Below are 25589 nucleotides of genomic sequence, written 5' to 3'. Positions count from 1 at the left end.
ACTCAGCCCCGGAACTCCGCAATGCGCTCGGCGAGGCGCGCCAGTTGCTCGTCGACACGCACGCGTGCGGTGCCGCCGGCCCCGACGCGAGAGTTCACCGAGCCCTCGATCGTGAGCACCTCGCGCACCGCAGGCGTCAGGTGCTCGGAAACCGTAGCAAGCTCTTCGTCGCTCGGCTCGTGCAGTTCGATGCCGCGCTCCTCGCAGTACCGCACGAGTTCGCCCGAGATCTCGTGGGCATCGCGGAAGATGACGCCCTGCTTCACAAGCCACTCGGCGACGTCGGTCGCGAGCGAGAACCCCTGCGGGGCGAGCTCCGCCATGCGCTCCGTGTTGAACGTGGCGGTCGCCACCATGCCGGTAAACGCCGGCAGCAGCACTTCGAGCTGGGCGATCGAGTCGAAGACGGGCTCCTTGTCTTCCTGGAGATCGCGGTTGTATGCGAGCGGCAGGCCTTTGAGCGTGGCGAGCAGCCCGGTCAGGTTGCCGATGAGTCGGCCCGACTTGCCGCGCGCGAGCTCGGCGATGTCGGGGTTCTTCTTCTGCGGCATGATGCTCGACCCCGTCGAGTACCCATCGTGCAGGCGGATGAAGCCGAACTCTTTCGTGTTCCAGAGGATGATCTCTTCAGAGAGACGCGACAGGTCGATGCCGATCTGCGCCGCGATGAACGCGAACTCGGCCACCACGTCGCGGGCGGCCGTGCCGTCGATGGAGTTCTCGAGGGGCTCGCCGAGTCCCAGCTCCTGCGCCACGAGCCGAGGGTCGAGACCCAGCGACGACCCGGCGAGCGCGCCCCCGCCGTAGGGCGAGAAGCTGGCGCGCGCCGTCCAGTCGCGCAGGCGCTCGAGATCGCGCACGATCGGCCACGCGTGCGCGGCGATCTGGTGGGCGAGCAGCACGGGCTGCGCGTGCTGCAGGTGCGTGCGGCCGGGCAGGATCGCCTCGGGGTGCGCGGCGGCCTGGTCTGCGATGGCATCGAGCAGGTCGAGCAGCATGCCGCGAATCACTGCAGCGTGGTCGAGCAGGTACAGGCGCACCAGCGTCGCGATCTGGTCATTGCGGCTGCGGCCCGCGCGGAGCTTGCCACCGAGCTGCACGCCGGTGATCTCGATGAGCAGGCGCTCGAGCGCCGAGTGCACGTCTTCATCGTCTTCGGCGGGCAGGGCCCGGCCGTCGGCGACGCGCGCTGCGAGCTCGTCGAGCGCCGCGTGCATGTCGCGAAGCTCGTCGGCCGTCAGGTACCCCGCTGCGGCGAGCGCCGACGCATGCGCCTGCGACCCGCGGATGTCGTAGGGCGCGAGGATCCAGTCGAACTGCGTCGACTTCGAGAGCGCGGCCAGCGCCGGCGCCGGGCCGCTCGCGAACCGACCGCCCCACAGGGCTCCGCTTTCGCCGGCGCGGTTGGTGGTCTCGGTCATTTGCTCTCCTTCAGCAACCAGGCCATCAGGGCCTTCTGCGCGTGCACGCGGTTTTCGGCTTCATCCCAGACCACGCTCTGCGGGCCATCGATCACCTCGGGGGCGACCTCGTATTCGCGGTAGGCGGGAAGACAGTGCAGGAAGACGGCTTCGTCGCTCGCGAGAGCCATCAATTCAGGGGTGACGCGGTACGCGCCGAACGTCGCGACGCGCTCAGCCTTCTCGGCTTCCTGCCCCATCGACACCCAGGTGTCGGTGATGACGGCGTCGGCACCGGCGACCGCTTCTGCGGGATCGGTGAGAATCGTGACGCTGCCGCCGGTCTCGGCGGCGATGCGCTCGGCATCAGCGACGATGTCGGCACGCGGATGGTAGCCCTCGGGGCCCGCGATGCGGATGTGCATGCCCGCGGTCGCGAAGCCGAGCAGGTACGAGTGCCCCATATTGTTCGCAGCGTCGCCGATGTAGGTCGCGGTGAGACCGGCCAGTTCGCCGCGCTGCTCGCGAATGGTCTGCAGATCGGCGAGGATCTGGCACGGATGGAAGTCGTCGGAGAGCGAGTTGATGACGGGCACGTTCGCATGAGCGGCCATCTCTTCGAGACCGGCGTGCGCGAAGGTGCGCCACACGATCATCGACACCATGCGCGACAGCACCTTCGAGGTATCGGCCACTGTCTCCTTGACCCCGAGCTGAGCCTCACCCGGATTCACGATGATCGGGGAACCACCGAGCTCCGAGATACCCGCGGCGAAGCTGAAGCGCGTGCGCGTCGACGTCTTGTCGAAGAACACGGCGACCGACTGCGGCCCCTCGAGCGGTCGCTCCGCGAACGGCTCTCGCTTCAGTCGAGCGGCGAGGTTGAGCACCTCGAGCTGCTCGGCCGGGCTGAGATCGTCGTCACGGAGAAAATGTCGGGTCACCCGCACCAGTCTAGACGCGGCGCGAGCGGCAGTTCGACCGCCCGAGCCACTGGTGATCAGTCGCGCGGTTGCACTGATCGCCGCACTCCTGTCAGGCTTACTGCAGCGACCATCGACCGGCCAGAGCAGGGAGCCCTATGTCCACGAAGATCTTCGACACGATCGCCATCCTTTTCTGCATCGTCTTCGTCGGCACCGCCGTGGCGATGCTCGCGCTCGTCGCCATCACCGCGATCATCGGCCAGTCGCCCATCGACTTCAGCGGGCACTCGACGCTCAGCGTCGAGTAGATCCGCTCAGACGTCACATGGATGCCCCGCTGCAGTCGCTCGAGCTTCTCGGCCAGCCGGGGGGCCTCGAGGCTTTCGCACGGGCGAACGGCTTCAGTTACGCCGCGACGGCGTCTCCGCCCGCGCTCGGAGACAGCCTCTGGGAACAGGCGACGAGCGGCGTGGTGCGGGATCGCATCAGCGGTGCCGACTGGGAGCTCGGGCGCATTACCGGCGGCAATAGATCCGCCACCTCCGTCGAGCAGCGTGGCGGGTTCACCGTCACAAAGACCGTGTCGGTGTCGACACCCGAGCGCAGTCGCAATATTGGCTACTTCGCAATGACGCTTCCGCGCCGCCTGCCACAGATGGTGCTCGATGCCCGGGGCAACGATCGGGGCCCGTTCTCGAGCCTGATGCACCGGCCGAGCGACCACCAGTCGCTCTCACTCGAGGGCGACTTCGACCGGCACTTCCGGCTGTACGCTCCGGCCGGCTACGAGCGGGACGCGCTCTTCGTATTCACCCCCGACGTCATGGCACTGCTCATCGACGAGACGGGCGACCTCGACGTCGAGATTCGCGACGACCGCCTCTTCGTGTACGCACCCCGAGGGTTCGACTTCGGTGATGCTCGCGTGTGGCAACGACTCGCCCGCATCCGTGCAGTGCTCGCCGCCCAGGTGAGTCGCCAGACCGCACGCTACGTCGATGAGCAGCTCCCCGGCCTCACATTCGATGCCGACACTGTTGGGGCCGATGGGCGTCGCCTGAAGCGTCGCCTGCCGTTGTGGGCCTGGCTCGCGATCGGCATCCCCGTCGTGGTGCTGGCCGTCTTCGGCACGATTGCCGCGATCGTGCTCACCGCGGTGCTGCCGCGCTAAGGCCCGTTGCCACCCCGCATCCCCGATCGCCCCCTTACAGTACCGACCTCAAGGAGTTCTCATGCGAGTCGCAGCAGCCTTCCTCGCCGACGCGGCCAACGTGCGCGAGGGCACGCTCGGAGTGCTCTCCGGGTTCATCAACACGATCAATCGCGAGGAGTATCCCGCGAACCTCGGAGCCACCCTCGTCGTCGTCGTGGAGTACGACGAGAACGAGGCGCGGCGCGGCGACCCCGAACGCACCTTCCGCGCCCGGTGCGAGCCCACCGTCGGCGGCGGTGAGATCTTCAACCTCGAGGGCACCTTCAGTCTGGGTGGCGGCAATGACAGCTTCGGGTACATCCCGATGGTCTTCCCACTCAACGATGCCCAGGTGCCGTCACCCGGGAGCTATCGCATCGTGTTCGAGGGCAACGGCCTCGAACGGGTTGACGTGCGCTTCTACGCCAACGCCACGTCGCTTCCCTCGTTCGACGACGAGTAGCGCCGCCCGTGCCGCGCAGTCGCCGCGACGCTGCGCGGCGGCCTGTGGAAGAATCGCTCGTGTGAATTCCCTCCCCCGTCTCATCGCATTCGACCTCGACGACACACTTGCGCCATCAAAGTCGGCGCTCGACCCGCGCATGCTCGCAGTCTTCACCCGACTGCTCGAACGCACCACGGTCGCGGTGATCTCGGGCGGCAACTTCGAGCAGTTCGAGGCGCAGCTCGTCTCGCAGCTCGACGCAGCCGGAGACATCGACGAGGCGGCACTGGAACGCCTGCACCTGCTGCCGACCTGCGGCACCCGGTACGAACGGCGTGAAGGCGGCACCTGGGTCACGGTGTATCGCGAGCAGCTCACTCCGGCGGAGCGCGACGGCGCACTGCTCGCTCTGCGCGAGGAGGCCGAGCGGTTGGGGCTCTGGGAGGCGGAGCCCTGGGGCGACATCCTGGAGGATCGCGGATCGCAGGTGACCTTCTCCGCGCTGGGCCAGCGCGCACCGGTCAACGCGAAGCACGCGTGGGATGCCGACGGGTCGAAGAAGAACACGCTGCGCACCGCAGTCGCAGCACGACTGCCCGAGCTGGAGGTGCGCAGCGGCGGATCGACATCGGTCGACATCACGCGGCGCGGCATCGACAAGGCGTATGGCATGCGGAAGCTCGTGGAGCACACGGGGATCGAGCTCGACGAGATGCTGTTCGTCGGCGACCGTCTCGATCCCGACGGCAATGACTACCCGGTGCTCGCGCTCGGGGTGCGCTGCCACGCAGTGCGCGGGTGGAAGGACACTGCGGTGTTCCTTGAGGAGCTGCTGTCGGAGTAGTCACTGAAACGACCAGAACGGGGCCGGATCGCGCACCTCCCAGCGGGAGGCGGGATCCGGCCCCGTTCTGGTGTGAGCGCCGCGCGAGCGACGGACGGGCTACGCCTCGATGGCCCCCGCGGGAGCTTCAGCCGCCTCGGCGGCGGGACGCAGGCCGAGCACCTTTGAAGTGTGCGCGAGCGACGCCGCTGCGAGCTCGGCGTCGCCATTGATACCGCCGGTCGCGAGGGCTGGCACGTGCTTCGTGAACTGCGCCTCCCACGAGTTCGCGAACTGCTCGGGGAAGCACTTGCGCAGCACACCGAGCATCGCGAACACGGCGGTGGAGGCGCCCGGCGAGGCACCGAGCAGGCCCGAGATCGTGCCCTCGCCGCCGGTGATGACCTCCGTGCCGAACTGCAGGATGCCACCCTTCTTCGGGTCGTTCTTCATGACCTGAACGCGTTGGCCCGCCTCGATCATCTCCCAGTCTTCGGTACGCGCGGTGGGCATGTACTCGCGCAGGGTCTGCATCTGCTGCTCGCGGCTCGCGAGGAGCTCGCCGAGCAGGTACTTCTCGAGCGAGAACTCGGTGAGGCCGACCTTGATCATCGGGCCGAGATTGTGCGCGCGGATGGAGCCGGGCAGGTCCCACCACGAACCCTTCTTGAGGAAGTTCGGGCTGAAGCCCGCGTACGGGCCGAACAGCAGGCTCTCCTTGCCGTCAACCACACGGGTGTCGAGGTGCGGCACCGACATGGGCGGTGCGCCGACCGCAGCCTTTCCGTAGACCTTCGCCTTGTGCGCACGGACGATCTCGGGGTTGCTGGTCTTCAAGAACTTGCCGCTGATCGGGAAGCCGCCGAAGCCCTTGATCTCGGGGATGCCCGACGACTGCAGCAGTGAAAGCGCACCACCGCCTGCGCCGACGAAGACGAACTTCGCGTTAACGACGGTGGTGGAGTACCCCGAGCGGTTGCGCACGAAGACGTCCCAGGTGCCGTCGGCACGACGACGCAGCTTGCGCACCTGCGCGCCGAGGTGCAGCTTGGCGCCCTCACCGACGAGGTGATCGACGAGCTGACGGGTGACCGAGCCGAAATCGACATCGGTGCCGCTCTCCGAGCGGGTGGCGGCGAAGACCTCGTCTTTGGCACGACGGTCGACGAGCAGGGGCGCCCATTCGGCGATCTGCTCCGGATCTTCGCTGAACTGCATGTCCGAGAACAACGGCTCGGTGCGCAGCAGCTCCCAGCGGCGACGCAGGTACTCGACGTTTTCGGCACCGCGCACGAACGTCATGTGCGGGGTGGCGTTGATAAACGTGGAAGGTTCGCCCAGCACGCCCTGCTCGACGAGTGCCGACCACCACTGACGCGAGAGCTGGAACTGCTCGTTGATGTCGATGGCCTTGGCCGATGACAGGCTGCCGTCTTTGCCCTCGGGCATGTAGTTCAGCTCGCAGAGTGCCGCGTGCCCGGTGCCCGCGTTGTTCCAGGCGTTGCTGCTCTCGGTCGCGACCTCGGTGCGGGACTCGAAGATCTCGATGGACCAATCGGGCTGGACCTGCTTGATGAGGGTACCCAGCGTGGCGCTCATTACGCCGCCACCGATGAGGACGACGTCTACCGTGTTGTTGCTCACGGTCTGCAAGTCTAGCCCCGCTCGCAGAGCGCTAGAACCCTGCGTCTCGCTTGGCACGGTCCAGAGTCCGAGCGCCCGCATCGACAATCCGCACGTAGCCTAGGCGCGCGGCCTCCGTGGCCCGCTGCGGCCCCGCAACAACTGGCCGAATCTCACCGGCCAGACTGATTTCGCCAAAGGCTGCGAGGTCGTGCGGCAGCGGTTGATCGGCGATGGCCGACAGCACGGCCAGGGCGATCGCGAGGTCGGCCGCGGGCTCCGACAATTTCACCCCACCGACCGTCGACACGTAGACGTCTTGATCGTGCACTCGGGCGCCGAATCGGCGCTCGAGCACCGCCAGAATCATGGCGACGCGCGACGGGTCGACACCGCTCGTCACGCGTCGCGGGTTGGGGGTCGCGCTCTTGGCCACGAGCGCCTGCACTTCGACGGGGAGCGCACGGCGCCCCTCCATTGCGACTGTGGCGCACGTGCCGCTGACGGGTGCACTCGTTCGGCTCAGAAACAGACCGCTCGGGTCAGGCACCTCAGAGATGCCGCGATCGGTCATTTCGAAGCACCCGACCTCGTCCGTGGGCCCGAATCGGTTCTTCAAGGTGCGCAGAAAGCGCAGTGATGTCTGACGATCGCCCTCGAAATGGCACACCACATCGACGAGGTGCTCGAGGAGCCGCGGGCCGGCCACCGAGCCGTCTTTGGTGACATGGCCCACCAGGATCACCGGGGTGCCGCGCCCCTTGGCCGCACGAATCAGCGCAGCAGCGACCTCACGCACCTGGGCCGGCCCGCCGGCCCCGCCGTCGACCTGGTCACTCGCCAGCGTCTGCACCGAGTCGACAATCACCAGCTCGGGATCAACAGATTCGATGTGCCCGAGCACCGTTGCGAGGTCAGTCTCGCTGGCGAGGTACAGCGTGTCGTGCAGGGCCCCGGTGCGCTCGGCGCGCATGCGAATCTGGCCGGTCGATTCTTCGCCGCTCGCATACAGCACCCGCGCGCCCGTCGAGGCGGCCCGTGCCGCCGCATCAAGCAGCAGCGTCGATTTGCCCACCCCCGGCTCACCCGAGAACAGGATTGCCGCTCCGGGCACGACCCCGCCGCCGAGCACGCGGTCGAGCTCACCGATACCCGTTTGGTGGTGGCGCACCGCGTCGCCCGAGAGCTCGGTGATCGGTCGGGCCTCGCGACCGGCCGCGGGCGCCACAGCCTTCGTCGTGCGCGCCAGGGATGCCCCGGTTCGAGCCGGCTCTGCGACCGTGCCCCACTGTTGGCACTCACCGCAGCGGCCGACCCATTTTGCCGTCTGCCACCCGCACTCGGTGCAGACATACGTGCCGCTTGATTTCGCCATGCTGCGAGCCTACTGGCGGCCTCCGACATCGGTGCGCGCGTGTGATGTCGGAGGGCGGCGCTACGGTGAGTGCGTGCCCGAATCTCCCGAACAGCGCCCTCCGCGGGCAGCGTCCACGACGACGCCGCGATGGTGCGTCGTCGGTCGAGCGCGCGACGGATGGCAGGTGGCCGCGGTGAGCGCCGACGGCTCCACCGCGGCCACCACGCGGGTCGACGAAGGTGCCCTTGCGGCGACGGTCGCGGCGTACGAAGCCGACCATGCGCCCCGCTGGGTCTGGTTCGATACGGCGCACGTGTATGCGGCGCTGCTCGCCTCGGGCGTGCGCGTGGGGCGGTGCCACGACCTCAGACTGGTGCACCAGATCCTGCGACACGCGGCATCGGTCGGCGCGGCGACCGCGGCTTCTGGTGCGGCGGCTCGAGAACTCCGCGACGCAGAGGCCTGGAACGTGCCGCCTGAGGCCCTTCCCGCTCCCGTGGCAGAAACCCCCGAGTCTCCGACGCTCTTCGACGTCGCGGTGCCGGTCGCAAGGTCACCACGCGGCGTACCGCAGACGATCGAGGCGGCCCTCGCCGAGTTCGCCCGGCAGCGCGCCGCACTCGCCGAGAGCACTGCGGGTGCCGGTCTCGCGCGACTCATCGCCGCCGAATCGGCCGGCGCACTGGTCGCCGCCGAACTGACGGCGGCGGGGTTGCCCTGGGACGTCGCCGAGCACGATCGCATCTTGAGCGAGGCGCTCGGCCCGCGACCGGCACCGGGCCGCAAGCCCGAACGCATGACGCAGGTCGGTGACGAGGTGCGTCGGGCGCTCGGTGCCCCGGATGCCCCGCTCGACTCGCCGCCCCGACTTCTCAAGGTGCTCCGCGCGGCCGGCATCGAAGTCGACTCGACGTCGCGCTGGGAGCTTGCCGAGCATGAGCACCCCGCGATCGCTCCGCTGCTCGCCTATAAGAAGCTCGCCCGGCTGCTGACGGCGAACGGATGGGTCTGGCTCGACGAGTGGGTGAACGACGGGCGCTATCGACCGATCTACATTCCGGGCGGTGTGGTCACCGGCAGGTGGGCGTCGAGCGGTGGCGGTGCCCTCCAGATCCCCCGCCAATTGCGCCCGGCGATTCGCGCGGACCCGGGCTGGGTGCTGGTCTCCGCCGACGTCGCCCAGCTCGAACCGCGCGTGCTCGCCGCCATGGCCGGCGATCGCGCGATGGCGTCCGCAGGCGCGGGCAAAGACCTCTACGCCGGCATCGTCGAGAGCGGGGCCGTCGCGACTCGCGAAGAGGCCAAGTACGCCGTGCTCGGCGCCATGTACGGCGCAACCACGGGTGAGAGCGGGCGGCTCGTGCCGAGACTGCGCCGCGCCTACCCCGCAGCGATGCGACTCGTCGACGATGCTGCCGCCCGTGGCGAGGCCGGCGGCACGGTCTCGACCTGGCTCGGCCGCAGCTCGCACGCCCCGGGTGACGACTGGAACGCCGTGCAGTCGGCCGCGAGTCTGCCCGGGGCGACCCCGCGCGACGAGTCGTTGGCGCGGCGTCTCGCCCGCGAACGCGGCCGCTTCACCCGCAATTTCGTCGTGCAGGGTACCGCCGCCGAGTGGGCGCTGTGCTGGCTCGCCGAACTGCGCGCACGACTCGCCGTCTTCGAGACGGTGAGCTCTGACCGGGCAGCGCGCGCCTCGGGTCCGGTGTTCTCACGACGCGCGCACCTCGCGTTCTTCCTCCATGACGAAGTCATTGTTCACGCGCCCGCCGACCAGGCAGAGCTGGTCGGCGCGGCCATCACGGAGTCGGCCCACGCCGCAGGCCGACTCCTGTTCGGCGAAACCCCGGTTGAGTTTCCCCTCGACCTCAGAGCGTCTGAGCGGGCGTCGAAGCACTAGCTTCGGCGGGCGGCTGCGGCCCGGCGCCGGGCGATCCGGCACCCGAGTCATCGCGAGGCGCCGTGCCGCGCTGCTCGGCTTCGAGCCGCTCGGCCTCGGCGCCCGAGATCGCCTCGCCGCGGGCGACCAGACCCGCATGATCGGAGAGGGGGATTTGCTTGAGCACGAGCGACAGGATCAATGCCACAGCGATGAACGGAATCAAGTACCAGAACACCGGTGCGAGCGCGTCTGCATACGCGGTGACGATGCCACTGCGCACGTCTTCAGGCAGCGCATTCAGTGTCGCCGGGTCGATCGTGGAGGTCGCGGTCGCCGCGTCGGCCGCACTCGCGCCGGCCTTCGTGAACACGTCGGTGAGGTTCTCAGCGAGGCGCGTCGTGAAGATCGTGCCGAACACCGCGGTGCCGAGCGAGGCACCCACCTCGCGGAAGTAGTTGTTCGTGCTCGTCGCGGTACCGATCTGCGCGGCCGGCACCGCGTTCTGCACGACGAGCACCACCACCTGCATGATGAGGCCGAGGCCGGCGCCGAAGAAGAACAGATAGACGCAGATGAGCCAGATGGGTGTCGTGGCGGCGAGCGTCGTCATCGCGGTCATCGCGATACCGGTGACGATCGTGCCGATGATCGGGTAGATCTTGTACGCACCCGTCTTCGAGATGGCGATGCCCGACGCGATCGAGGTGCCCATGAGCCCGACCATCATCGGAATCATGAGGAGCCCCGATGCGGCCGCCGACGTGCCCGACGACATCTGCAGGAAGGTCGGTACAAACCCGATCGCGGCGAACATGCCGACGCCGAGCACGAGCCCGATCGCGGTCGCGTTGACGAAGATCGGGTTGCGGAAGAGCCCGAGCGGAATGATCGGATCCTTCGCACGAGCCTCGGTGAAGATGAAGGCCGCGGCCGAGACGATGAGGCCTGCACCCCACGCCCACGTGGCCGGCGAGCTCCAGCCATAAGCTTTGTCGCCGCCGAAGTCGGTGAAGAAGATGAGGCAGGTGGTCGCGATCGAGAGGAAGATGACGCCGAAGATGTCGATAGGTTGCGTCGCCTTCTTCGTCGGCAGTTTGAGCGCCACGAGACCGATGATGAACGCCGCGATGCCCACCGGGATGTTGATGTAGAACGCCCACTGCCAGGTCAGATGGTCGACGAAGTAGCCGCCGAGCAGCGGCCCGGCAACCGCCGAGAGTCCGAAGACGGCGCCCAGCGGGCCCATGTACTTGCCGCGCTCGTTGGCGGGCACGATGTCGGCGATGATGGCCTGCGAGAGGATCATCAATCCGCCGCCGCCGAGACCCTGCATCGCGCGGAACACGACGAAGCCCCAGAAGTCGGTCGCGAACGCGCAGCCGACCGATGCGAGCGTGAACAGTGCGATCGCGAGCAGGAAGAGCCAGCGCCGCCCCAGCACGTCGCCGAATTTGCCGTAGATCGGCATCACGATCGTCGTGGCGAGCAGATATGCCGTGGTGATCCACACCTGGTGCTCGACGCCGCCGAGCTCGCCGACGATGGTGGGCATCGCCGTCGAGACGATGGTCTGGTCGAGGCTGGAGAGCAGCATGCCGGCGATCAGTGCGCCGAAGATGATCCAGATTCTCCGCTGCGTCAGCAGAAAAGGGGTGGGAGTTGCGGTGGGTGCGGTCATGGTTCCACTTCCGGGAAGGGCGGGTGAGGGGGCGTGTGGGGCGGCCCGCAATCGGGCCGGGTGCGTCAGCGCAGCAGCGAGCGGGCGACCTCGACGCGCTCGCGCAGCATCCGCGCGTAGGTGTCGATGCCGATCCTGCCGTGCTCGGGGAGGTGCTCATGCGCCGTGAAGTATTCTTCAGCGACGATGCGATTCATGGCTCCCAGAAGGTGCACCAGCGTCGAGGCTCGCGCATCACCTGCATCGAGCCCCTCGCGCTGCTCGATCAGGCCGATATCGACGAGTTCGCTCTCGCGCAGGTGCTCCAGCACGCGGCGGTGCAATCGTGGCTCGCGGTCGAGCGCCGCGAACAGGGATTTAGCGTCATCCATCGTGAGATCGAGATGTTCCCACCGAGCACGGAAGAGCTCGATGAGGTCGTCGACCACCGAAGCGGTCAGCCCGGATGCCCCGCGCGGCGCGTCAACCGCCCCGGCGATGAACTCCGCGCGCAGGTGCGCGTCATCGCGCTCGACGGGCACCCCGAGCACGGCGTCTTCTTTCGAGGCGAAGTAGTTGAAGAATGTGCGCCGCGAGACCCCTGCGGCCTCGCACAGCTCCTCGACGGTGAATCCACCGATGCCCCGATCGGCAGTCCAGAGTCGCGCGTGCGAGGTGAGCGCTCGGGCGGTCAGCAGGCGGCGCCGCTCACGCGGGCTTGTTGCACTATCGATCATAGAATGCATTTTTGCACTCTGATACTGAAAGTGCACTGAAAAGGGCGCAGGATCCACCGGCCCGTGGATCCTGCGCCCTCATGAGGCGACCGCGTCAGTGGGCCGCGACAGCCCCCGCCTCGACCTCGGCAGCTGCCTCGGCGTCAGAAGCTGCCGGCTCCTCGTTCTTCGACGGGCGGCCCATGTGCGCCTTCCACCGCCGCGAGACCGAGGTGCTGAGCCGCTCCCAACTCCGGTCGCGGATGAAGATCGAGTCGATCGCGATCATCGTGAGCGAGAACCATGGCAGCCCCATGAGCACACCGATCATCACGTGGAAGCTCAGGATGCCGAAAAGGGCGAACAGCCGCGTCGGCCGCGAGAGCAACATCAGCAGGAATGTGATCTGGAGCACGATGGACCCCCATGTGCCAATCGCAACCGCGGGCCCCCACGCCGTGATGAGGTCGCTCAGAATCGGCCACGTACCGAACCGCATCGTGTGCAGCGGGTTGTACACGGCGTATCCTTCGGCCCACGGTGAACCCTGCGCTTTGTACAGGCCGCCCGAGGCGTAGACGAACGCCACCTGCGCAGTGAGCGCGACGAGCGCGAGGTTGTGCAGCACGGTGCCGAGATGGTTGCCCGAGGTGCCGACGGGGAACCACTCCCCCTTCGCGCGACGACGCGCATCGAGCGACCATCGAGCCGCCGGATCCGCGAAGAACATGAGCACGAGCGCAATGCGGAACATGTTGTCGCCCTGGTCGCCCACCATGTCGTTCATCTCGATGAACCCGACCCACAGCACGAAGAAGACGGGCAGCACGATGCGAAAGCGCCACCCGAGCACGAACAGCACGGCCAGTGCCATCAGCAGCAGGTACAGCAGGGTGAACGCGACATCGTTGCCCGCGACGGCGTGGAACGCGCTGAAGATCCAGATCTTCGGGAAGTCGCTGACGGGTTCGGCGAGCTCACCGTTCCATGCCGACCCCGAACCGAACGTGTAGAGACGCGTCGCGAAGTTGGTCGCGAGCAGCCCGAACGCCGTCAGGCCGAACACGATGCGTGTCACCGCCAAGCCGTACAGCGACTTCTTCCCGGAGAACAGCCAGTGCTCGACGAAATCGATGGCGCGACCGATCGTGCCGGTCGCCGCAGCCCACGCCGCCTCGATCAGACTCCCGATGAACGCCCCGAACTGACCGACCGGGGTCGTAGGCTGCTCGCTCATTCTGAGATCCTCTCGAATTGGCGGCGGAAGACGTCGGCGAAGTTGCCGGAATTCTGGCCCTCCTCGACAACGAGTGCGCGCCACCCCGGCAGCACCACCGTCGGCTCGGGACGCTGCGCCTGCGGGTTGTGACGCTCGGCGAACGGAATGATGTTCTGGCGGCTCACGCGATACTGCACTTCAACGACCTCATCTCCCCAGACGGCCTCCGCGACCTGCGTGGCGTACGCGGTCGAGCGGTGCTCCTGATGCAAGAACTCGTCGACTTTCTGGGCGTTCTTATCGGCCTGCGTCGTATCGGTGGCGTTCTTCGCGTCGTTCTCGAGCGCGGCACGCAGACCGACCTCCCATTCCGCGGCGGTGAAGTCACCCGCGGCGATGGTGCGCTGCGTGTCGGTCAACGCGTCGTAAGCCTTCTTGAAGTTCGAGGCGACCTCGGTCGACTGAATGCCGGCCCGGGGTGGCGTCAAGTTGTACCGGATCATCGAGAGCTCGACATCGGTCGCACTCACCCATCCGGTTTCCGAGCGCGTCCCGGCGTCGTCTTCGAGCACCGCGCGCACGTTGAAGTGGAAGTCACCATTCACCGGTTCGGGCGCGAAGACGCTCCACGACTGGCCGAACATCGGCAGCATGTACGAACTCAGCGCGTTTCCGGGAACGATCTCACGCGCATTCGCCGAGAACGGCGCGATCCAGAGAAACGAGGCGAGGATGTGCCACCCCGCGAACAGCACCGCGATAAATGCCACCAGTCTCACCCAGCGCTTCGGGCTTGCCTGCCGAGGCGCAGGCGCCTGCGGGCCCGCGCGATCCACCCCCGCGCTCGGGGTGTCCGACGACGGGGAATCGTCATGTCCGTTCGAATTCGATGGGGACGCTGTTGATGTCACACCTGCTCCTGTCTCCATGAGGGAGTTGTTGCGAATGTAGCAGTTGGGCGAACGCTCAGGGAGGCGGCGCGTCGGCGCGGTGCGCCACGGGTCCGCGCAATCGCGGCGCCACGCGAAAACAGGTGTGCGGCCGGGATCGCTCCCGGCCGCACACCTCCCCCTTACCCCTTAATCGCGACGCAGCGCGTGGCGCCGTCGCATCGCGAGCGTGAGACCCGCGCCGGCGAGCAGCAGAACGATGCCTGCCGCGCCGAGCCCGACCAGGCTCTCACCACCCGTATTCACCAGGTGCTTGGCACCGCCCGACGCGTTGCCCGAGGCGTTCGCCGAAGTGCTCGATGAGGTTCCCCCCGATGCGTTGGCGCTAGCGTTGGCCGTGGCGTTAGCCGCTGCACCGCTCGCGTCCGCCGTGCCGCCGCTGTCGCTATCGGCGTCAACCGCTGCGGCGGGATTGACCGTCAGCTCCGCCGCCGCCGAGATATCGGTCGCAGTGCCATCCGTTGCTACCGCTCGGTACAGCGTTCCATCCAGAGTCAGCGCTGCTGCAGGCACCGTCAGCATGAGACCGTTGTCCGACAGCGTTCCCACTGCCGGCGACCAAGCACCGGCGGCAAGACCCACCGGGCCGCCCGCCGCGTCAGAATCGACCACCGGGGTGAACTCTTCCCACGTAACGGAGGTCGGCGTACCTTGCACGACCTCGACAGTGAAGACAGCGTCTTCGCCTTCGGTGACTGTGCGATCGGCCGGATCCGAGATCTGGAGCACATCGGTCGGGTTGGCACCCGCGTCAGCGTCCGCATCCGCAGTCGCATCAGCCGAAGCCGCCGACGACGCATCCGCCGACGACGTCGCCTCAGCCGCAGCCTCAGACGCCGCATCCGCAGCCGCCGACGCATCCGCATTCGCCGCGGCCGAGGCCGCCGCCGAAGCATCCGCGTTCGACGCCGAATCAGCCGTCGAATCCGCACTCGCCGTCGCCGCCGCCGAAGCCGCAGCGTTCGTCTCAGCCGAGGCCTCAGACGAGGCATCCGCCGTCGCCGCAACCTCAGCCGCCGCGTTCGCCGACACATCCGCAGCCGCCGAAGCATCGCTCGTATTGTCGTCGTTCGCCGCAGCCTGAGCCGCCGCCTGAGCCGAAGCCGTCGCATCATCATCCGCTGCCGCATCGGCCGAAGCCGAAGCCGAAGCCGACGCATTCGCATTCACGCCCGCATCCGCATCCGCAGTCGCATCAGCCGAAGCCGCCGACGACGCATCCGCCGACGACGTCGCCTCAGCCGCAGCCTCAGACGCCGCATCCGCAGCCGCCGACGCATCCGCATTCGCCGCGGCCGAGGCCGCCGCCGAAGCATCCGCGTTCGACGCCGAATCAGCCGTCGAATCCGCACTCGCCGTCGCCGCCGCCGAAGCCGCAGCGTTCGTCTCAGCCGAGGCCTCAGACGAGGCATCCGCCGTCGCCGCAACCTCAGCCGCCGCGTTCGCCGACACATCCGCAGCCGCCGAAGCATCGCTCGTATTGTCGTCGTTCGCCGCAGCCTGAGCCGCCGCCTGAGCCGAAGCCGTCGCATCATCATCCGCTGCCGCATCGGCCGAAGCCGAAGCCGAAGCCGACGCATTCGCATTCACGCCCGCATCCGCATCCGCAGTCGCATCAGCCGAAGCCGCCGACGACGCATCCGCCGACGACGTCGCCTCAGCCGCAGCCTCAGACGCCGCATCCGCAGCCGCCGACGCATCCGCATTCGCCGCGGCCGAGGCCGCCGCCGAAGCATCCGCGTTCGACGCCGAATCAGCCGTCGAATCCGCACTCGCCGTCGCCGCCGCCGAAGCCGCAGCGTTCGTCTCAGCCGAGGCCTCAGACGAGGCATCCGCCGTCGCCGCAACCTCAGCCGCCGCGTTCGCCGACACATCCGCAGCCGCCGAAGCATCGCTCGTATTGTCGTCGTTCGCCGCAGCCTGAGCCGCCGCCTGAGCCGAAGCCGTCGCATCATCATCCGCTGCCGCATCGGCCGAAGCCGAAGCCGAAGCCGACGCATTCGCATTCACATCGGCATCCGCCGCGGCCTCGACCTCGGTCGTGGCCGTTGCGGTGCGCCCGCTCGTGTCACCGGTCGCAGAGAACTCAGCGTCTCCCGTCGCGAAATCGGCCGGAACGTCCCAGGTCGTGCTGAACGTGCCGTCGGCCTCAGCGGTGACCGTGGTGGTCGTGCCGTCCGGCAGCGTCACCGTCACATCTTCGCCACCAACGAACCCGCTGCCGGAGAGCGTGACCGTGCCGCCCTGCTCGACCGGATTCGGTGTCGCAGAGAGGGTGGCTTCGGCTTCGGCAGAGATGACCGTCGAGGATCCCAACTGTAGGTTCGCCGAACCGGCGCCAAGAATCGGGAGCAGCTCGATCGAGAGGGCGCGAACCGTGAAACTTCCGGGTCCAAGATCCCCTTCCGCGGGCTGCTCATTCACCGTTACTTCCAGCAGATTCGAGAGCACGGGTCCAAGAGCGTCATCAAGCAGAGGAGCAAGCACGGCTCCCACTGCCGCAGTGAGTGCAGGCTGCGCGTTCGTCAGCAACGTCTGCACGACGGGAAGCACAGTCCCGCCAATCGTACTCACGGTGCCGGCGAGCAGATTCGCAATGGGTTGCACAATGGTGCCGACAGGGATCCCGGCCACCGTGATACCGCTCACGTCAAAGACTGCGGGCGTGTAGCCCGGCTGGCCGGTCAGCCCACCGAGATTCGTCGCCAGCGTGACGGGCGCGTTGACCAGTGACAGGCCTGTCAACGGATTAGTGATCTCGATCTGCAGCGATATGTCGAACGAGACGTTGTAGATGCCCTCATTCAGCAGGTTAACTACTTTTGTCACCAGCGAGTTCGGGCCATTTCCGAGCAGCAGCTCGGATACTCCGTCGACAATGCTGGTGACGGCCTCGCCACTGAGCAGATTCGTGTTCGGCTCGAGTGAGCTGAGCCCGACCGCTCCTCCGCCATCGGTGAGCAGGTCATCGAGATCGACGTGAATCACACCGGTGCTCAGGTCAACAGATAGGCTGCCTTCCGCGTTCTCCAGAGGCTCTGCGAGCAATGAACTCCGAATTTCGTCGGTAAGCGGCGTTGTGTCGAGCGACAGACTGTTGAGCGATGCGTTCACCTGTGCCACCAGCGGAACCTCGATACCGTTGAGCGATGCAATCAGCGTTCCAAGGGTGTTCTGGATGGCACCCCCAGGGCCGACCAGGGCGTTCAGCGGGGCCAAGAGCGTTCCCAGCGCGCTATCCACGGTGGTGGTCAGGTCACCAACGACTGGGCTATGCACGTCGAGGCCAACACCCGAGAGCAAATACTCGCTCGAGGGCTGACCGTCGACTGATTCTGCACGAGATGCCAGGGCGCCGACGCTCACCGACGCCTCGTCAAGAACCGTGTCAACCAGCACGTCTGGAAGAACCTGGCGCAGCAATCCGCTCGCATCGAGGGTGGCTCGATCAAAATCTGCGGGGGCAGACTCCGGATTGAGGCTGATGCCACCATCCTCTCCAATGAGGCCCGCGGAAGCGACCGAGTGCTGCGCATCTACCGATTCCGAGAAGCTCGAAATCGCCCCCAGACCACCAAGATCCAGCAGCCCGCCGTTCGTGCCATCGCCGATCAACGGAATGTTGACCCCGGTGCCGATGTCGACGGTGAGTGCGCTCAAGACCGAGAGGTCAAGATCTTCACCATTCGGCCCGACGTTGTCGGGGAATTCTGACAACACCGATCCGGTGCCCACCACATCCAGGCCCAACGCATCGAGCCACAGCGCATGCCCGTGCCCGGCAGACTCAGCAGTGGCGCTCGGGGTGTGCGTGTCGGCAGAGGCAGCGGTGGCCGCGATCACCGATGTCGATGCAAGTGCAGTGAGCGCGACCACACCCACCGCAAGCGGTTTCATTGAGCGCCTGAGCCGCCTTCTCCGTTGATCTTGCCTGTACCACCTCACGAGATACCCCCTCCGTTGGTTTGCAGAACCCGCTGCGGAGCGGGCACGGAGGTGGACAGAGTCCGGGCCTCCATACGGGGAGGCTAATAATGTGTATTTACTGAGAGCCACACATTTCAGCAATGCGGATGTCATGTTTACTTCATACTGAGAAGATATTTCTTGACTACTGAGAACACATACGCTTCTCACTGATGCAAAGTTATCTTGCGCTTGCGTCAAAGAGGCGCAGCACGCCTGTTCTTTCGCTATGGTGATACCCAACGCGGATTATGGTGACGGCATATTCGGCGTCGGGGTTCGTCTTTTCAGGGGGGGAGGGGCGTGATTCGTCACAAGCGGGGCGGGGTACGGAGCGAGGTCGCGGAGCGCCTCATCGAGGAGTCGGGGAGACCCGGATTGCTCATCTTGATGGGCGCCCGGGGAAGCGGAACGTCTGGTGTGCTCGCCGATGTGCTGCACATGTGCGATGCCGCCGAGGTTGCAGCATTCCTGGTGAGCATGCGCGATGCCGCGGCCGCCGAGGAGTTGACCCAACACCCGATCACTGCGCTGCACCTCGTCGACGACCTCGAGTTCGCAACTCCAGAAGCATTGGAGGCGCTCGCGACACGGCTGCGAAGGGGCGGCCGCGGTGCCTGCGCACTCGTGGAGGATCACCTCACCGCTGAGCGCTCCAGCGGTCCCGGGTGGCGAGCGCTCTTCGCACCTGAAACCGAGTTGCCGTTGACGAGATATGTACACCTTGCACCACTCTCAGCGCTGGAGTCGTTGCGCATCATTACCGAGACCAGCTCGGAATACGTCGATGCCCATACTGCGGTCACGCTGCATGGCATGTCGTTTGGTCGACCAGCTTGGCTGCTCGAACTGCTGCAGCTCCAGGCCATGGGAGCGCTGCAGGCGAACCCTTGGCCGGGTCTCTCAGTAACCCAGGTGCGCGATCTGGGCCTCGACACTTTCCGATTCGCCGACAGTCTGGCCGCGAGTCGCCTCGCCCCGGAAATCATCGCTGCAGGGGCGGCGCTCGCCCGCCTGGATCCGCGCACGCTCAGCGGTCATGGCGACTTGATCAGTGGGGCTTCGACGTCGGTACTGCTCGCGCAGGGCCTCCTCGTCGCCGTACCCGGGCACGCCTCGATGTACGCGGTGCCCGAGCTCTACGCGGCGGCATTACAGCTCCGGGCCGATCCCGCGCTCCTCACCCAGGTCACACAGCAGATCTCCGAGCGGCTGCAGATGCAAGAGCTGCTCGGCATTCAGCTCTCAGAACGGGAGGCCTACTTCTGCGCCACCGCCGCCGAACCCGCCAGTGCCGAGGCTGCGGGTGATCCGGTGCGAGCCGCACTGCACCACCGGGTCGCCCGCGAGTTCTTGGCGTTCGGCGGAACCGGAGAAGTGCGCGATCTCCTGCTGCGCGGCGCAGCCCTCGGGTTGCGTCTCGATCCACTCGAACGCAGCCGCGTCGCGACGGCCTTGCACGGCCCGCTTGCCGGCATGCGCAGTTTGCAAGCCGCCCGGGAGCACCCGAAGAGTCTCGCCGAGCACGTCGCGTTCGACGCTCTCGCGAGCTACGTCGTCGCGAACGCCCCCGTACCGCATGATTCACTCCGAGTATCGGTCGGGTCAGGGCCACAGCAGTCGAGCGACGATGACGAGCAGGCCGCACGGTGGCTCCTCGACCGATGGAACGCGCTCGGCCCGATCGACTCAGACGCACGACGTATCGAGCGCATTGCCGCGCGGCATCCGGTAGCAGAAGTCGCGCTGCTCGCACGGCTGCTTCTCGATCTCGAACAGGTGAAGTGTGGGCTGCAACCGCAATCAACCGCCGACTGCGTCGCGCGCATCACGCAGATCACCGGCATCGCAATGAGCAGCCCGCCCGAGCTGCGCGATCTGCTCACGACCGCCGTCGTCGCCGAAGCAATAATCGCGTTCTACCTGGGCGACACCTCGGGAAGCGATGTCGCACTCGACGCACTGACCGACACACTGCCCGCCGCCGCGCTGCACCACCGCTGGCTCATGCATCTCGGTGCCGCGGGTAAAGCCATCCTCGCCGGCGACATCTCACGCGCCGCGGTCGAGTGGAAACACCTCGTAACGCGGCTCCCGCATTTTCTCCCGGTGCGACTCGACGCCCTGGTCTCGGATGTCGGCGAAGCGATCGAGCGCGCCTCGATCAACTCCGCTGCGGTCCGAGAACACGAGCCGAGCACGGACACCGACGACCTGTCATCGCAGTATCTGGCCTATTTCAGCGGACTTCTTGAGCACATCGCCCCCCGTATCAAGCGCTACGGATTTCTGCACGATGCGCCCATCGACGATGCGCGTTCGCTCGATATCCCCCGGCTTGCCCGCGTGCACATCCAGGCAACGAACGCACAGAACCCAGCAGCGCTCATCACCGTTGCCGAGCATCTCACCGAACGCCGTTTCTGGGGGCCCGCCGCCTACGCATTGCGCGAGGCGAGACGCATATTCGTGCAACGGCGCGCCACCGGAAGCGTGAATCGCTGCACCGAACTGCTGACCGATCTGGAGCGCTCCGCGCAGCTGACCGACCCGTGGTTCAGCATCGAGGCGCTCCCTGAAGTTGAGTTCGCCCGACTCACCCCGCGCGAACTTGCCACCGCGCGGCTTTCGGTCGACGGGCTGAGCAATAAGGAAATGGCCTCGCAACTGCGCTGCAGCGTGCGCACCGTCGAATCGCATCTGGCGCAGGCTCGGGCGAAGCTCGGGGCATCCGATCGTGAGGAACTCGCGGAGATCATGCGCGAGTTCGCGCAACCCGAAACTGCACGGAGCTCACGGCATCGATTCCGCCTCGATTCGCGCACCATCGAGCACATGCGCTAATCTCGTGAGCGGTGACGTGTCCGAGCGGCCGAAGGTGCAACTCTCGAAAAGTTGTGTAGGGTAACCCCCTACCGTGGGTTCAAATCCCACCGTCACCGCCACAGAAAACCCCCTCTTCGTGAGGGGGTTTTTGCGTTGCTGATCGCTTGGCTCCATCGCAAATCTGCGCTGCGCCCCGCCGACACTGCACCGTCTAACCCTCGCCAACCCACCGAATCGGTGTCGCTTTCTGCGCGAGCAGCGGCTCCAATCGCGCAGAAAATGACACCAATCCGCAGACGCTCGCGGCTCCGCGGCTCCACGGCTCCGCAGCTCAGGCGTCGACGGCGTCGACCCGGTCGGTCGAGCGCGGATTGCGAATGCCGACAAACGAGACGATGGCGCCGGCGATGAACAGCGCTCCCGTGACGAGCGCTGCCGTGTGGAACCCGCGAAGGTCGAGCGTGCCGCCGACGATCGTCGCCAGGAGGGCGATGACGATGAGCCCGGCGACTCGCGAGATCGCATTGTTCACGGCCGAAGCGATGCCGCTGCGTTCGGGGCCGATCGCGCCGAGGATCGCAGCGGTGAGCGGGGCCACCATGATCGACAGGCCGAGGCCCATCACGAGCATCGTGGGCAGCACCTGAGTCCAGTAGGAGAACGGCGTGTCGACGAGCAGCAGCAGCCACGCCCCGATGCCGAGCAGCAGCGGGCCGACGGTCATGAACAGTCGGGGCCCGTACCGCCCGGCGAGCGCTCCGGCACGAGAGCTCAGCAGCACCATCAGTATCGTGATGGGCAGACTCGCGAGCCCCGCGAGCGTCGCCGTCAGCGCGGGCCCCTCGGGGTTCTGCAGGTACACCCCGACGACAAAGCCGTTGAGCGCGAGTGCGGCGTAGATGAAGAGGGTGGCGAGGTTGCCCGCCCAGAAATTGCGCACGCGGAACAGACTGAGCGGCAGAATCGGCGACGCCACACGCGTCTGCGACCAGAGGAAGGCCACCAGGAGCAGCGCCCCGACGCTCAACGGGACCCAGATCACGGGGCTCTCCCAGCCGTGCACGGGCTCTTCGATCAGCGCCCAGACAGCGAGCCCCAGGCCGAGCGCAGCGCCGATGCCGCCGAGCCAGTCGATGCGCACGCCGCGACGTCGATCGTCGGTGCCGCGCAGTTTCTGCAGCATCCACAGCGTGAGCCCGATCGGCACCACATTGATGAGGAAGACGAGCCGCCACGACAAGTAGTCGGTGAACACCCCGCCGAGCAGCGGCCCGATGATCATGGCGCCCGTGGTCGCCGCCGTCCACACGCCGATCGCGTGCCCCTGCGCCGGGCCCGAGACGCGCGACGTGATGAGCGCCAAGGAGCTGGGCAAGAGAAACGCCCCGGCGGCCCCCTGCAAGGCTCGGGCGGCGATCATCATCTCGGGAGAGATGGCGAGGCCGACTGCGATCGACGCGATGCCGAAGCCGATGAGCCCGATGCGCATGATGAAGATGCGCCCGTACGCGTCGGCGATCGACCCGGCGAGCAGCATGAGCGCGCTCAGTGTGACGAGGTACGCGTCGACCACCCACTGCTGCGTTGCCAGCCCGCCGCCGAGGTCGGCAGAAATGCGCGGCAGCGCGACGTTCGTCACCGACATGTCGAGCGACGTCACGAACGACGCGAGAATTGCGATCGTCACGACGAGCCGCTGAGCCGGGGTGAGCGCGGTGTCGGTCATGGAAGCAGGATACGACGAGCCTGCGACATTCGGAGGTCGCGGACGGCCCCGCATCGCATGAGCGACGCCGCGCTCGGCTGATGCCGCGCGGGTTACTGCCCGGCCTGCACCAGAATCTTCGCTCCGACGCCGCCGCGCAGGGCGTGGATCGCGTCGACGACGCCGTTCAGCGGCACCTCCTGCACCCAGCCGGTCGTGTTGTACTTGCCGTCAGCCATCGCCGTGATCACGGCGTCGAAGTCTTCGGGCAGATACGCCAGCGCACCGGCGATCTCCGTTTCGCCCATCACGAGCTGCGTCGGCAAGAACTCCATGGGACGTTCGTGAATCGCCACCACAACAACGCGACCGCCCGGCGTGAGGCTGCTGAGCGCCGAGGTGACCGCCGGGCCAGCCCCTGCAGCGTCGAACGCGACGTCAACGCCCGCGCCGCTCGTCAGCTCGGCCACGGCCGCCGCGAGATCCTCGTGGACCGGGTCAACGACGGTGGCCCCCAGTGCCGCGATCGTCGCTCGGCGGTCGGCGCTGGGCTCGGAGACGAGCACGCGATCCACCCCGCGCGCCTTCAGCGCGAACCAGACGCCGATGCCGATCGCACCCGCACCCGCGACGATGGCCGTTTGGCCGGCTTCGACGTGGCTGCGCGACACCGCGTGCCACGACACCGACATCGGCTCGACGAGAGCTCCCATGCGCAGGTCGACGTTCTCGGGCAGCACGTGCACCTTGCTCGCCGGTACCGTCGTGAATTCGGCCATTCCGCCGCCCTGCGAGCTGAGCCCGTGGAAGCCGATCTTCTGGCAGACGTTGTACAGGCCCTTGGCGCATGCCGGGCACTCGCCGCAATAGTAGATGGGCCAGACCGCGACGCGATCCCCCACCGCCACGTCAGTGACCCCGTCGCCGAGCTCGACGATGGTGCCCGAAAACTCGTGACCGAGAATCTGCGGCAGCGTCGAACCCGTCACCGGGTGCGGGTGGTCGAAGTCGAGCCCCGCCGCTTCCGGCGAGTAGTAGACGTGCAGATCGGAACCGCAGATGCCGGCGAAGGCGTTGCGAATCTTTACCTCGCCCGGGCCCGTCGTGGGCTCCTCGACGTCGACGATGCGAAGGTCTTCCTTCGCGTAGAACTGTGCTGCCTGCATGGCGTGCTCCTTCTTCTCGGGCCGCGGATCAGCGCAGCCACCATTCCGGGGATGCCGCGAGGATCAGCTCGACGGCACGTTCGATATCGTCGGCGCCCGAGTCGAGCCACGCCTCGATGGCTCCAACCGTGCCCGACGCGGCATACGCGATGGCGATGCGCTGCCCGATGGCGTCGTCGCGCAGGGTGCGCGGCAGGATCGCCGGACGCAGAGCGATCCAGGTCTCGAGGCCGTGCCGCACCGACTGTTCGAGTGCGCTTCGCACGGGAGCTACAAGCGTTGGGCGCATCGCCCCGCGGTAAATATCGGCGCGCGCGGCGACGTGCGCGATGAGCAGATGTTCGCCGTCGCCGATCGTTTGCGCGGTGGGCAGGGCCTCCATGGCGGCATCGATCTCGTGCGCGAGTGCGTCGGCGAGAAGATGCGCGGGGGTGTCAGCGTGACGGTAGAAGGTGTCCCGCGTGATCCCGGATTCGCGGCAGATTGCGGCGACGGAGATGTCGTCGATCGGCGTCGCGGTCGACAGCTGGAGGATCGCGGCGCGCAGCTGGCTCCGACTACGGAGCGACCGGGCGTCCATGCATTCAGCCTATCTGACACATGTCAGATAGGCCAATGGTGCGCGCTCCGACCCTCTCGCACACGGCCCGCACGGCCCGTCACTGCCGACCTCATACGAATCGGTGTCACTTTCTGCGCGAATGAAGCTCGTTTTCGCGCAGAAAGTGACACCAATACGGAGCTGCCACGTGAGCAGCACCATCCGAGAACGCGAAAACCCCCTCACGAAGAGGGGGTTTTCTGTGGCGGTGACGGTGGGATTTGAACCCACGGTAGGGGGTTACCCTACACAACTTTTCGAGAGTTGCACCTTCGGCCGCTCGGACACGTCACCGCGGAAGAGCTTATGCGATTCGCGTACGCATTGCGAATCGGGACAGACTCAGGCGAGTCGCGCCTCCCAGAACTCGCGCAACTGCTCGCTCTTGCGGAAGACAATCGTGTCCCACTCCTCATCAGTAGTTGACGAATCGGCGAAGTCCGACGGAATTTTGAAGAGCTGCAGCGCGACCCCGAATCGCGCGCACACGCTTGCGTAGGCGTAGGCCTCCATGTCGACGAGGTTCGCGCCGAGCCCGGCGATGGTCGCCCTTTGGTCGTCGTTCTGCACGAAAACATCGCCGGTGGCAATCACCGCGGTCGATTCCGCGGGCAGGATCACCGCACCGGTCGGGGCGAGCTCGGGCGAGGGCAGCGAGAAGTCGTGCTGCACGACCCCGGCAATTTGGTACACCTCGTCGAGCGAGGGGCATTCCGACGCATCGCTCACAACACCCGCGGTGCCGAGCACGATCACCCGGTCGACCGGGCGGGCGGCGAGCTCGGCGGCCAGCGAGACAGCAGCGTTGATCTTGCCCACCCCGGTGACGAGGTGCGGCACGTCGGCGAAGGCCGAAGCCTCGTCGCGATGCGCGAACACGAGCAGAGTGGTGAGGTCAGACATCGGCGCTCCCAGCGGCGCATGCACGCCCGTCGATCAGGAATTTTCGACTCAACACTAGCGCTTTTCGAAACCTTGTTCTAATATTGGGGAGTCGGGTTCGCGAGCCGTACGCGTGATCGCCCTGAAACGGGACGTCGAGATCACCTCAACTCCGCGACAATCGCAGCGAAACCCACCCGCACCGCAGACCTGTACACGAGGTCGATCCTCCCGATGAGGCCGGTGCAGATGC

At 66.9% G+C, this 25589-nt stretch carries 19 protein-coding genes and 2 tRNA genes; 7 read left to right on the top strand and 14 right to left on the bottom strand.

The genetic code is table 11. From position 1 onward, the window contains the following. Positions 1 to 2 precede the first annotated feature (2 nt). Together argH and argF are read right to left on the bottom strand one after the other, a co-directional pair. Positions 3 to 1421 (bottom strand): argininosuccinate lyase, encoded by a 1419-nt coding sequence (gene argH, locus ACZF5Y_RS04040; protein WP_497534545.1) that lies wholly within the window; start codon positions 1419 to 1421, stop codon positions 3 to 5. Next, positions 1418 to 2344, bottom strand: a complete 927-nt coding sequence (gene argF / locus ACZF5Y_RS04035) for an ornithine carbamoyltransferase (protein WP_497534544.1) — start codon at positions 2342 to 2344, stop codon at positions 1418 to 1420. The genes argH and argF overlap by 4 nt, the downstream gene beginning before the upstream one ends. A gap of 137 nt (positions 2345 to 2481) precedes the next feature. Between argF and ACZF5Y_RS04030 the strand changes: the two genes are divergently transcribed. The 4 genes from ACZF5Y_RS04030 to ACZF5Y_RS04015 all read left to right on the top strand — a co-directional run bounded on the left by ACZF5Y_RS04030 (position 2482) and on the right by ACZF5Y_RS04015 (position 4807). Further along, positions 2482 to 2634 (top strand): hypothetical protein, encoded by a 153-nt coding sequence (locus ACZF5Y_RS04030; RefSeq protein ID WP_497534543.1) that lies wholly within the window; start codon positions 2482 to 2484, stop codon positions 2632 to 2634. 17 nt (positions 2635 to 2651) lie between these two features. Further along, positions 2652 to 3497, top strand: coding sequence for a hypothetical protein (locus ACZF5Y_RS04025; RefSeq protein ID WP_497534542.1), 846 nt, complete (start codon positions 2652 to 2654; stop codon positions 3495 to 3497). Positions 3498 to 3558: 61 nt separating this feature from the next. Next, on the top strand, positions 3559 to 3981 hold the full coding sequence (locus tag ACZF5Y_RS04020) for a DUF6941 family protein (protein ID WP_497534541.1): 423 nt from the start codon (positions 3559 to 3561) through the stop codon (positions 3979 to 3981). Positions 3982 to 4042: 61 nt separating this feature from the next. Further along, positions 4043 to 4807: an HAD-IIB family hydrolase gene (locus tag ACZF5Y_RS04015; protein ID WP_497534540.1), complete on the top strand. Its 765-nt coding sequence runs from the start codon at positions 4043 to 4045 to the stop codon at positions 4805 to 4807. Between the two features lie 99 nt (positions 4808 to 4906). Here ACZF5Y_RS04015 and mqo read toward each other — a convergent pair whose 3' ends face one another. Together mqo and radA are read right to left on the bottom strand one after the other, a co-directional pair. After that, complete coding sequence (mqo, locus tag ACZF5Y_RS04010) at positions 4907 to 6430, bottom strand: malate dehydrogenase (quinone) (protein ID WP_497534539.1); 1524 nt, start codon at positions 6428 to 6430, stop codon at positions 4907 to 4909. 31 nt (positions 6431 to 6461) lie between these two features. Further along, complete coding sequence (gene radA / locus ACZF5Y_RS04005; RefSeq protein ID WP_497534538.1) at positions 6462 to 7784, bottom strand: DNA repair protein RadA; 1323 nt, start codon at positions 7782 to 7784, stop codon at positions 6462 to 6464. Between the two features lie 73 nt (positions 7785 to 7857). Here radA and ACZF5Y_RS04000 point away from each other — a divergent pair, with 73 nt between their 5' ends. Beyond that, on the top strand, positions 7858 to 9666 hold the full coding sequence (locus ACZF5Y_RS04000) for a bifunctional 3'-5' exonuclease/DNA polymerase (RefSeq protein WP_497534537.1): 1809 nt from the start codon (positions 7858 to 7860) through the stop codon (positions 9664 to 9666). Here ACZF5Y_RS04000 and ACZF5Y_RS03995 read toward each other — a convergent pair. The 5 genes from ACZF5Y_RS03995 to ACZF5Y_RS03975 all read right to left on the bottom strand — a co-directional run bounded on the left by ACZF5Y_RS03995 (position 9635) and on the right by ACZF5Y_RS03975 (position 18087). Beyond that, on the bottom strand, positions 9635 to 11326 hold the full coding sequence (locus ACZF5Y_RS03995) for an MDR family MFS transporter (RefSeq protein ID WP_497534536.1): 1692 nt from the start codon (positions 11324 to 11326) through the stop codon (positions 9635 to 9637). The two genes, ACZF5Y_RS04000 and ACZF5Y_RS03995, sit on opposite strands and share 32 nt — an antisense overlap. Before the next feature lie 65 nt (positions 11327 to 11391). Next, on the bottom strand, positions 11392 to 12042 hold the full coding sequence (locus tag ACZF5Y_RS03990; RefSeq protein WP_497534535.1) for a TetR/AcrR family transcriptional regulator: 651 nt from the start codon (positions 12040 to 12042) through the stop codon (positions 11392 to 11394). 94 nt (positions 12043 to 12136) lie between these two features. Next, positions 12137 to 13258: an HTTM domain-containing protein gene (locus ACZF5Y_RS03985; RefSeq protein ID WP_497534534.1), complete on the bottom strand. Its 1122-nt coding sequence runs from the start codon at positions 13256 to 13258 to the stop codon at positions 12137 to 12139. Then, on the bottom strand, positions 13255 to 14010 hold the full coding sequence (locus tag ACZF5Y_RS03980) for a DUF5819 family protein (RefSeq protein WP_497534533.1): 756 nt from the start codon (positions 14008 to 14010) through the stop codon (positions 13255 to 13257). Before ACZF5Y_RS03980 ends, ACZF5Y_RS03985 begins: the two co-directional genes overlap by 4 nt. 309 nt (positions 14011 to 14319) lie before the next feature. Beyond that, positions 14320 to 18087 carry a choice-of-anchor G family protein gene (locus ACZF5Y_RS03975; RefSeq protein WP_497534532.1) on the bottom strand — a complete coding sequence of 1256 codons (3768 nt, stop codon included), beginning with the start codon at positions 18085 to 18087 and terminating at the stop codon, positions 14320 to 14322. A 372-nt stretch (positions 18088 to 18459) separates the two neighbouring features. Between ACZF5Y_RS03975 and ACZF5Y_RS03970 the strand changes: the two genes are divergently transcribed. Both ACZF5Y_RS03970 and ACZF5Y_RS03965 read left to right on the top strand, forming a co-directional pair. Next, positions 18460 to 21000, top strand: a complete 2541-nt coding sequence (locus ACZF5Y_RS03970) for a helix-turn-helix transcriptional regulator (RefSeq protein ID WP_497534531.1) — start codon at positions 18460 to 18462, stop codon at positions 20998 to 21000. A gap of 10 nt (positions 21001 to 21010) precedes the next feature. Further along, positions 21011 to 21101, top strand: a tRNA-Ser gene (locus ACZF5Y_RS03965). Between the two features lie 212 nt (positions 21102 to 21313). On the opposite strand, the gene ACZF5Y_RS03960 is transcribed toward ACZF5Y_RS03965, so the two are convergent. The 5 genes from ACZF5Y_RS03960 to ACZF5Y_RS03940 all read right to left on the bottom strand — a co-directional run bounded on the left by ACZF5Y_RS03960 (position 21314) and on the right by ACZF5Y_RS03940 (position 25357). Further along, on the bottom strand, positions 21314 to 22708 hold the full coding sequence (locus ACZF5Y_RS03960; RefSeq protein ID WP_497534530.1) for an MFS transporter: 1395 nt from the start codon (positions 22706 to 22708) through the stop codon (positions 21314 to 21316). Positions 22709 to 22800: 92 nt separating this feature from the next. Then, positions 22801 to 23853: a 2,3-butanediol dehydrogenase gene (locus tag ACZF5Y_RS03955; protein ID WP_497534529.1), complete on the bottom strand. Its 1053-nt coding sequence runs from the start codon at positions 23851 to 23853 to the stop codon at positions 22801 to 22803. 28 nt (positions 23854 to 23881) lie between these two features. Then, positions 23882 to 24433: a TetR/AcrR family transcriptional regulator gene (locus tag ACZF5Y_RS03950; protein ID WP_497534528.1), complete on the bottom strand. Its 552-nt coding sequence runs from the start codon at positions 24431 to 24433 to the stop codon at positions 23882 to 23884. Between the two features lie 224 nt (positions 24434 to 24657). Then, positions 24658 to 24748, bottom strand: a tRNA-Ser gene (locus ACZF5Y_RS03945). Positions 24749 to 24796: 48 nt separating this feature from the next. After that, a complete protein-coding gene (locus tag ACZF5Y_RS03940) occupies positions 24797 to 25357 on the bottom strand; it encodes a phosphorylase family protein (RefSeq protein WP_497534527.1) in 561 nt (186 codons plus the stop codon). Positions 25358 to 25589 lie beyond the last annotated feature (232 nt).

The sequence above is a fragment of the Leucobacter sp. WKLB1 genome, from assembly GCF_059696215.1.
The sequence above is the reverse complement of the archived record's forward strand: the minus strand, read 5'-3'. Positions and strand labels throughout refer to the sequence as shown.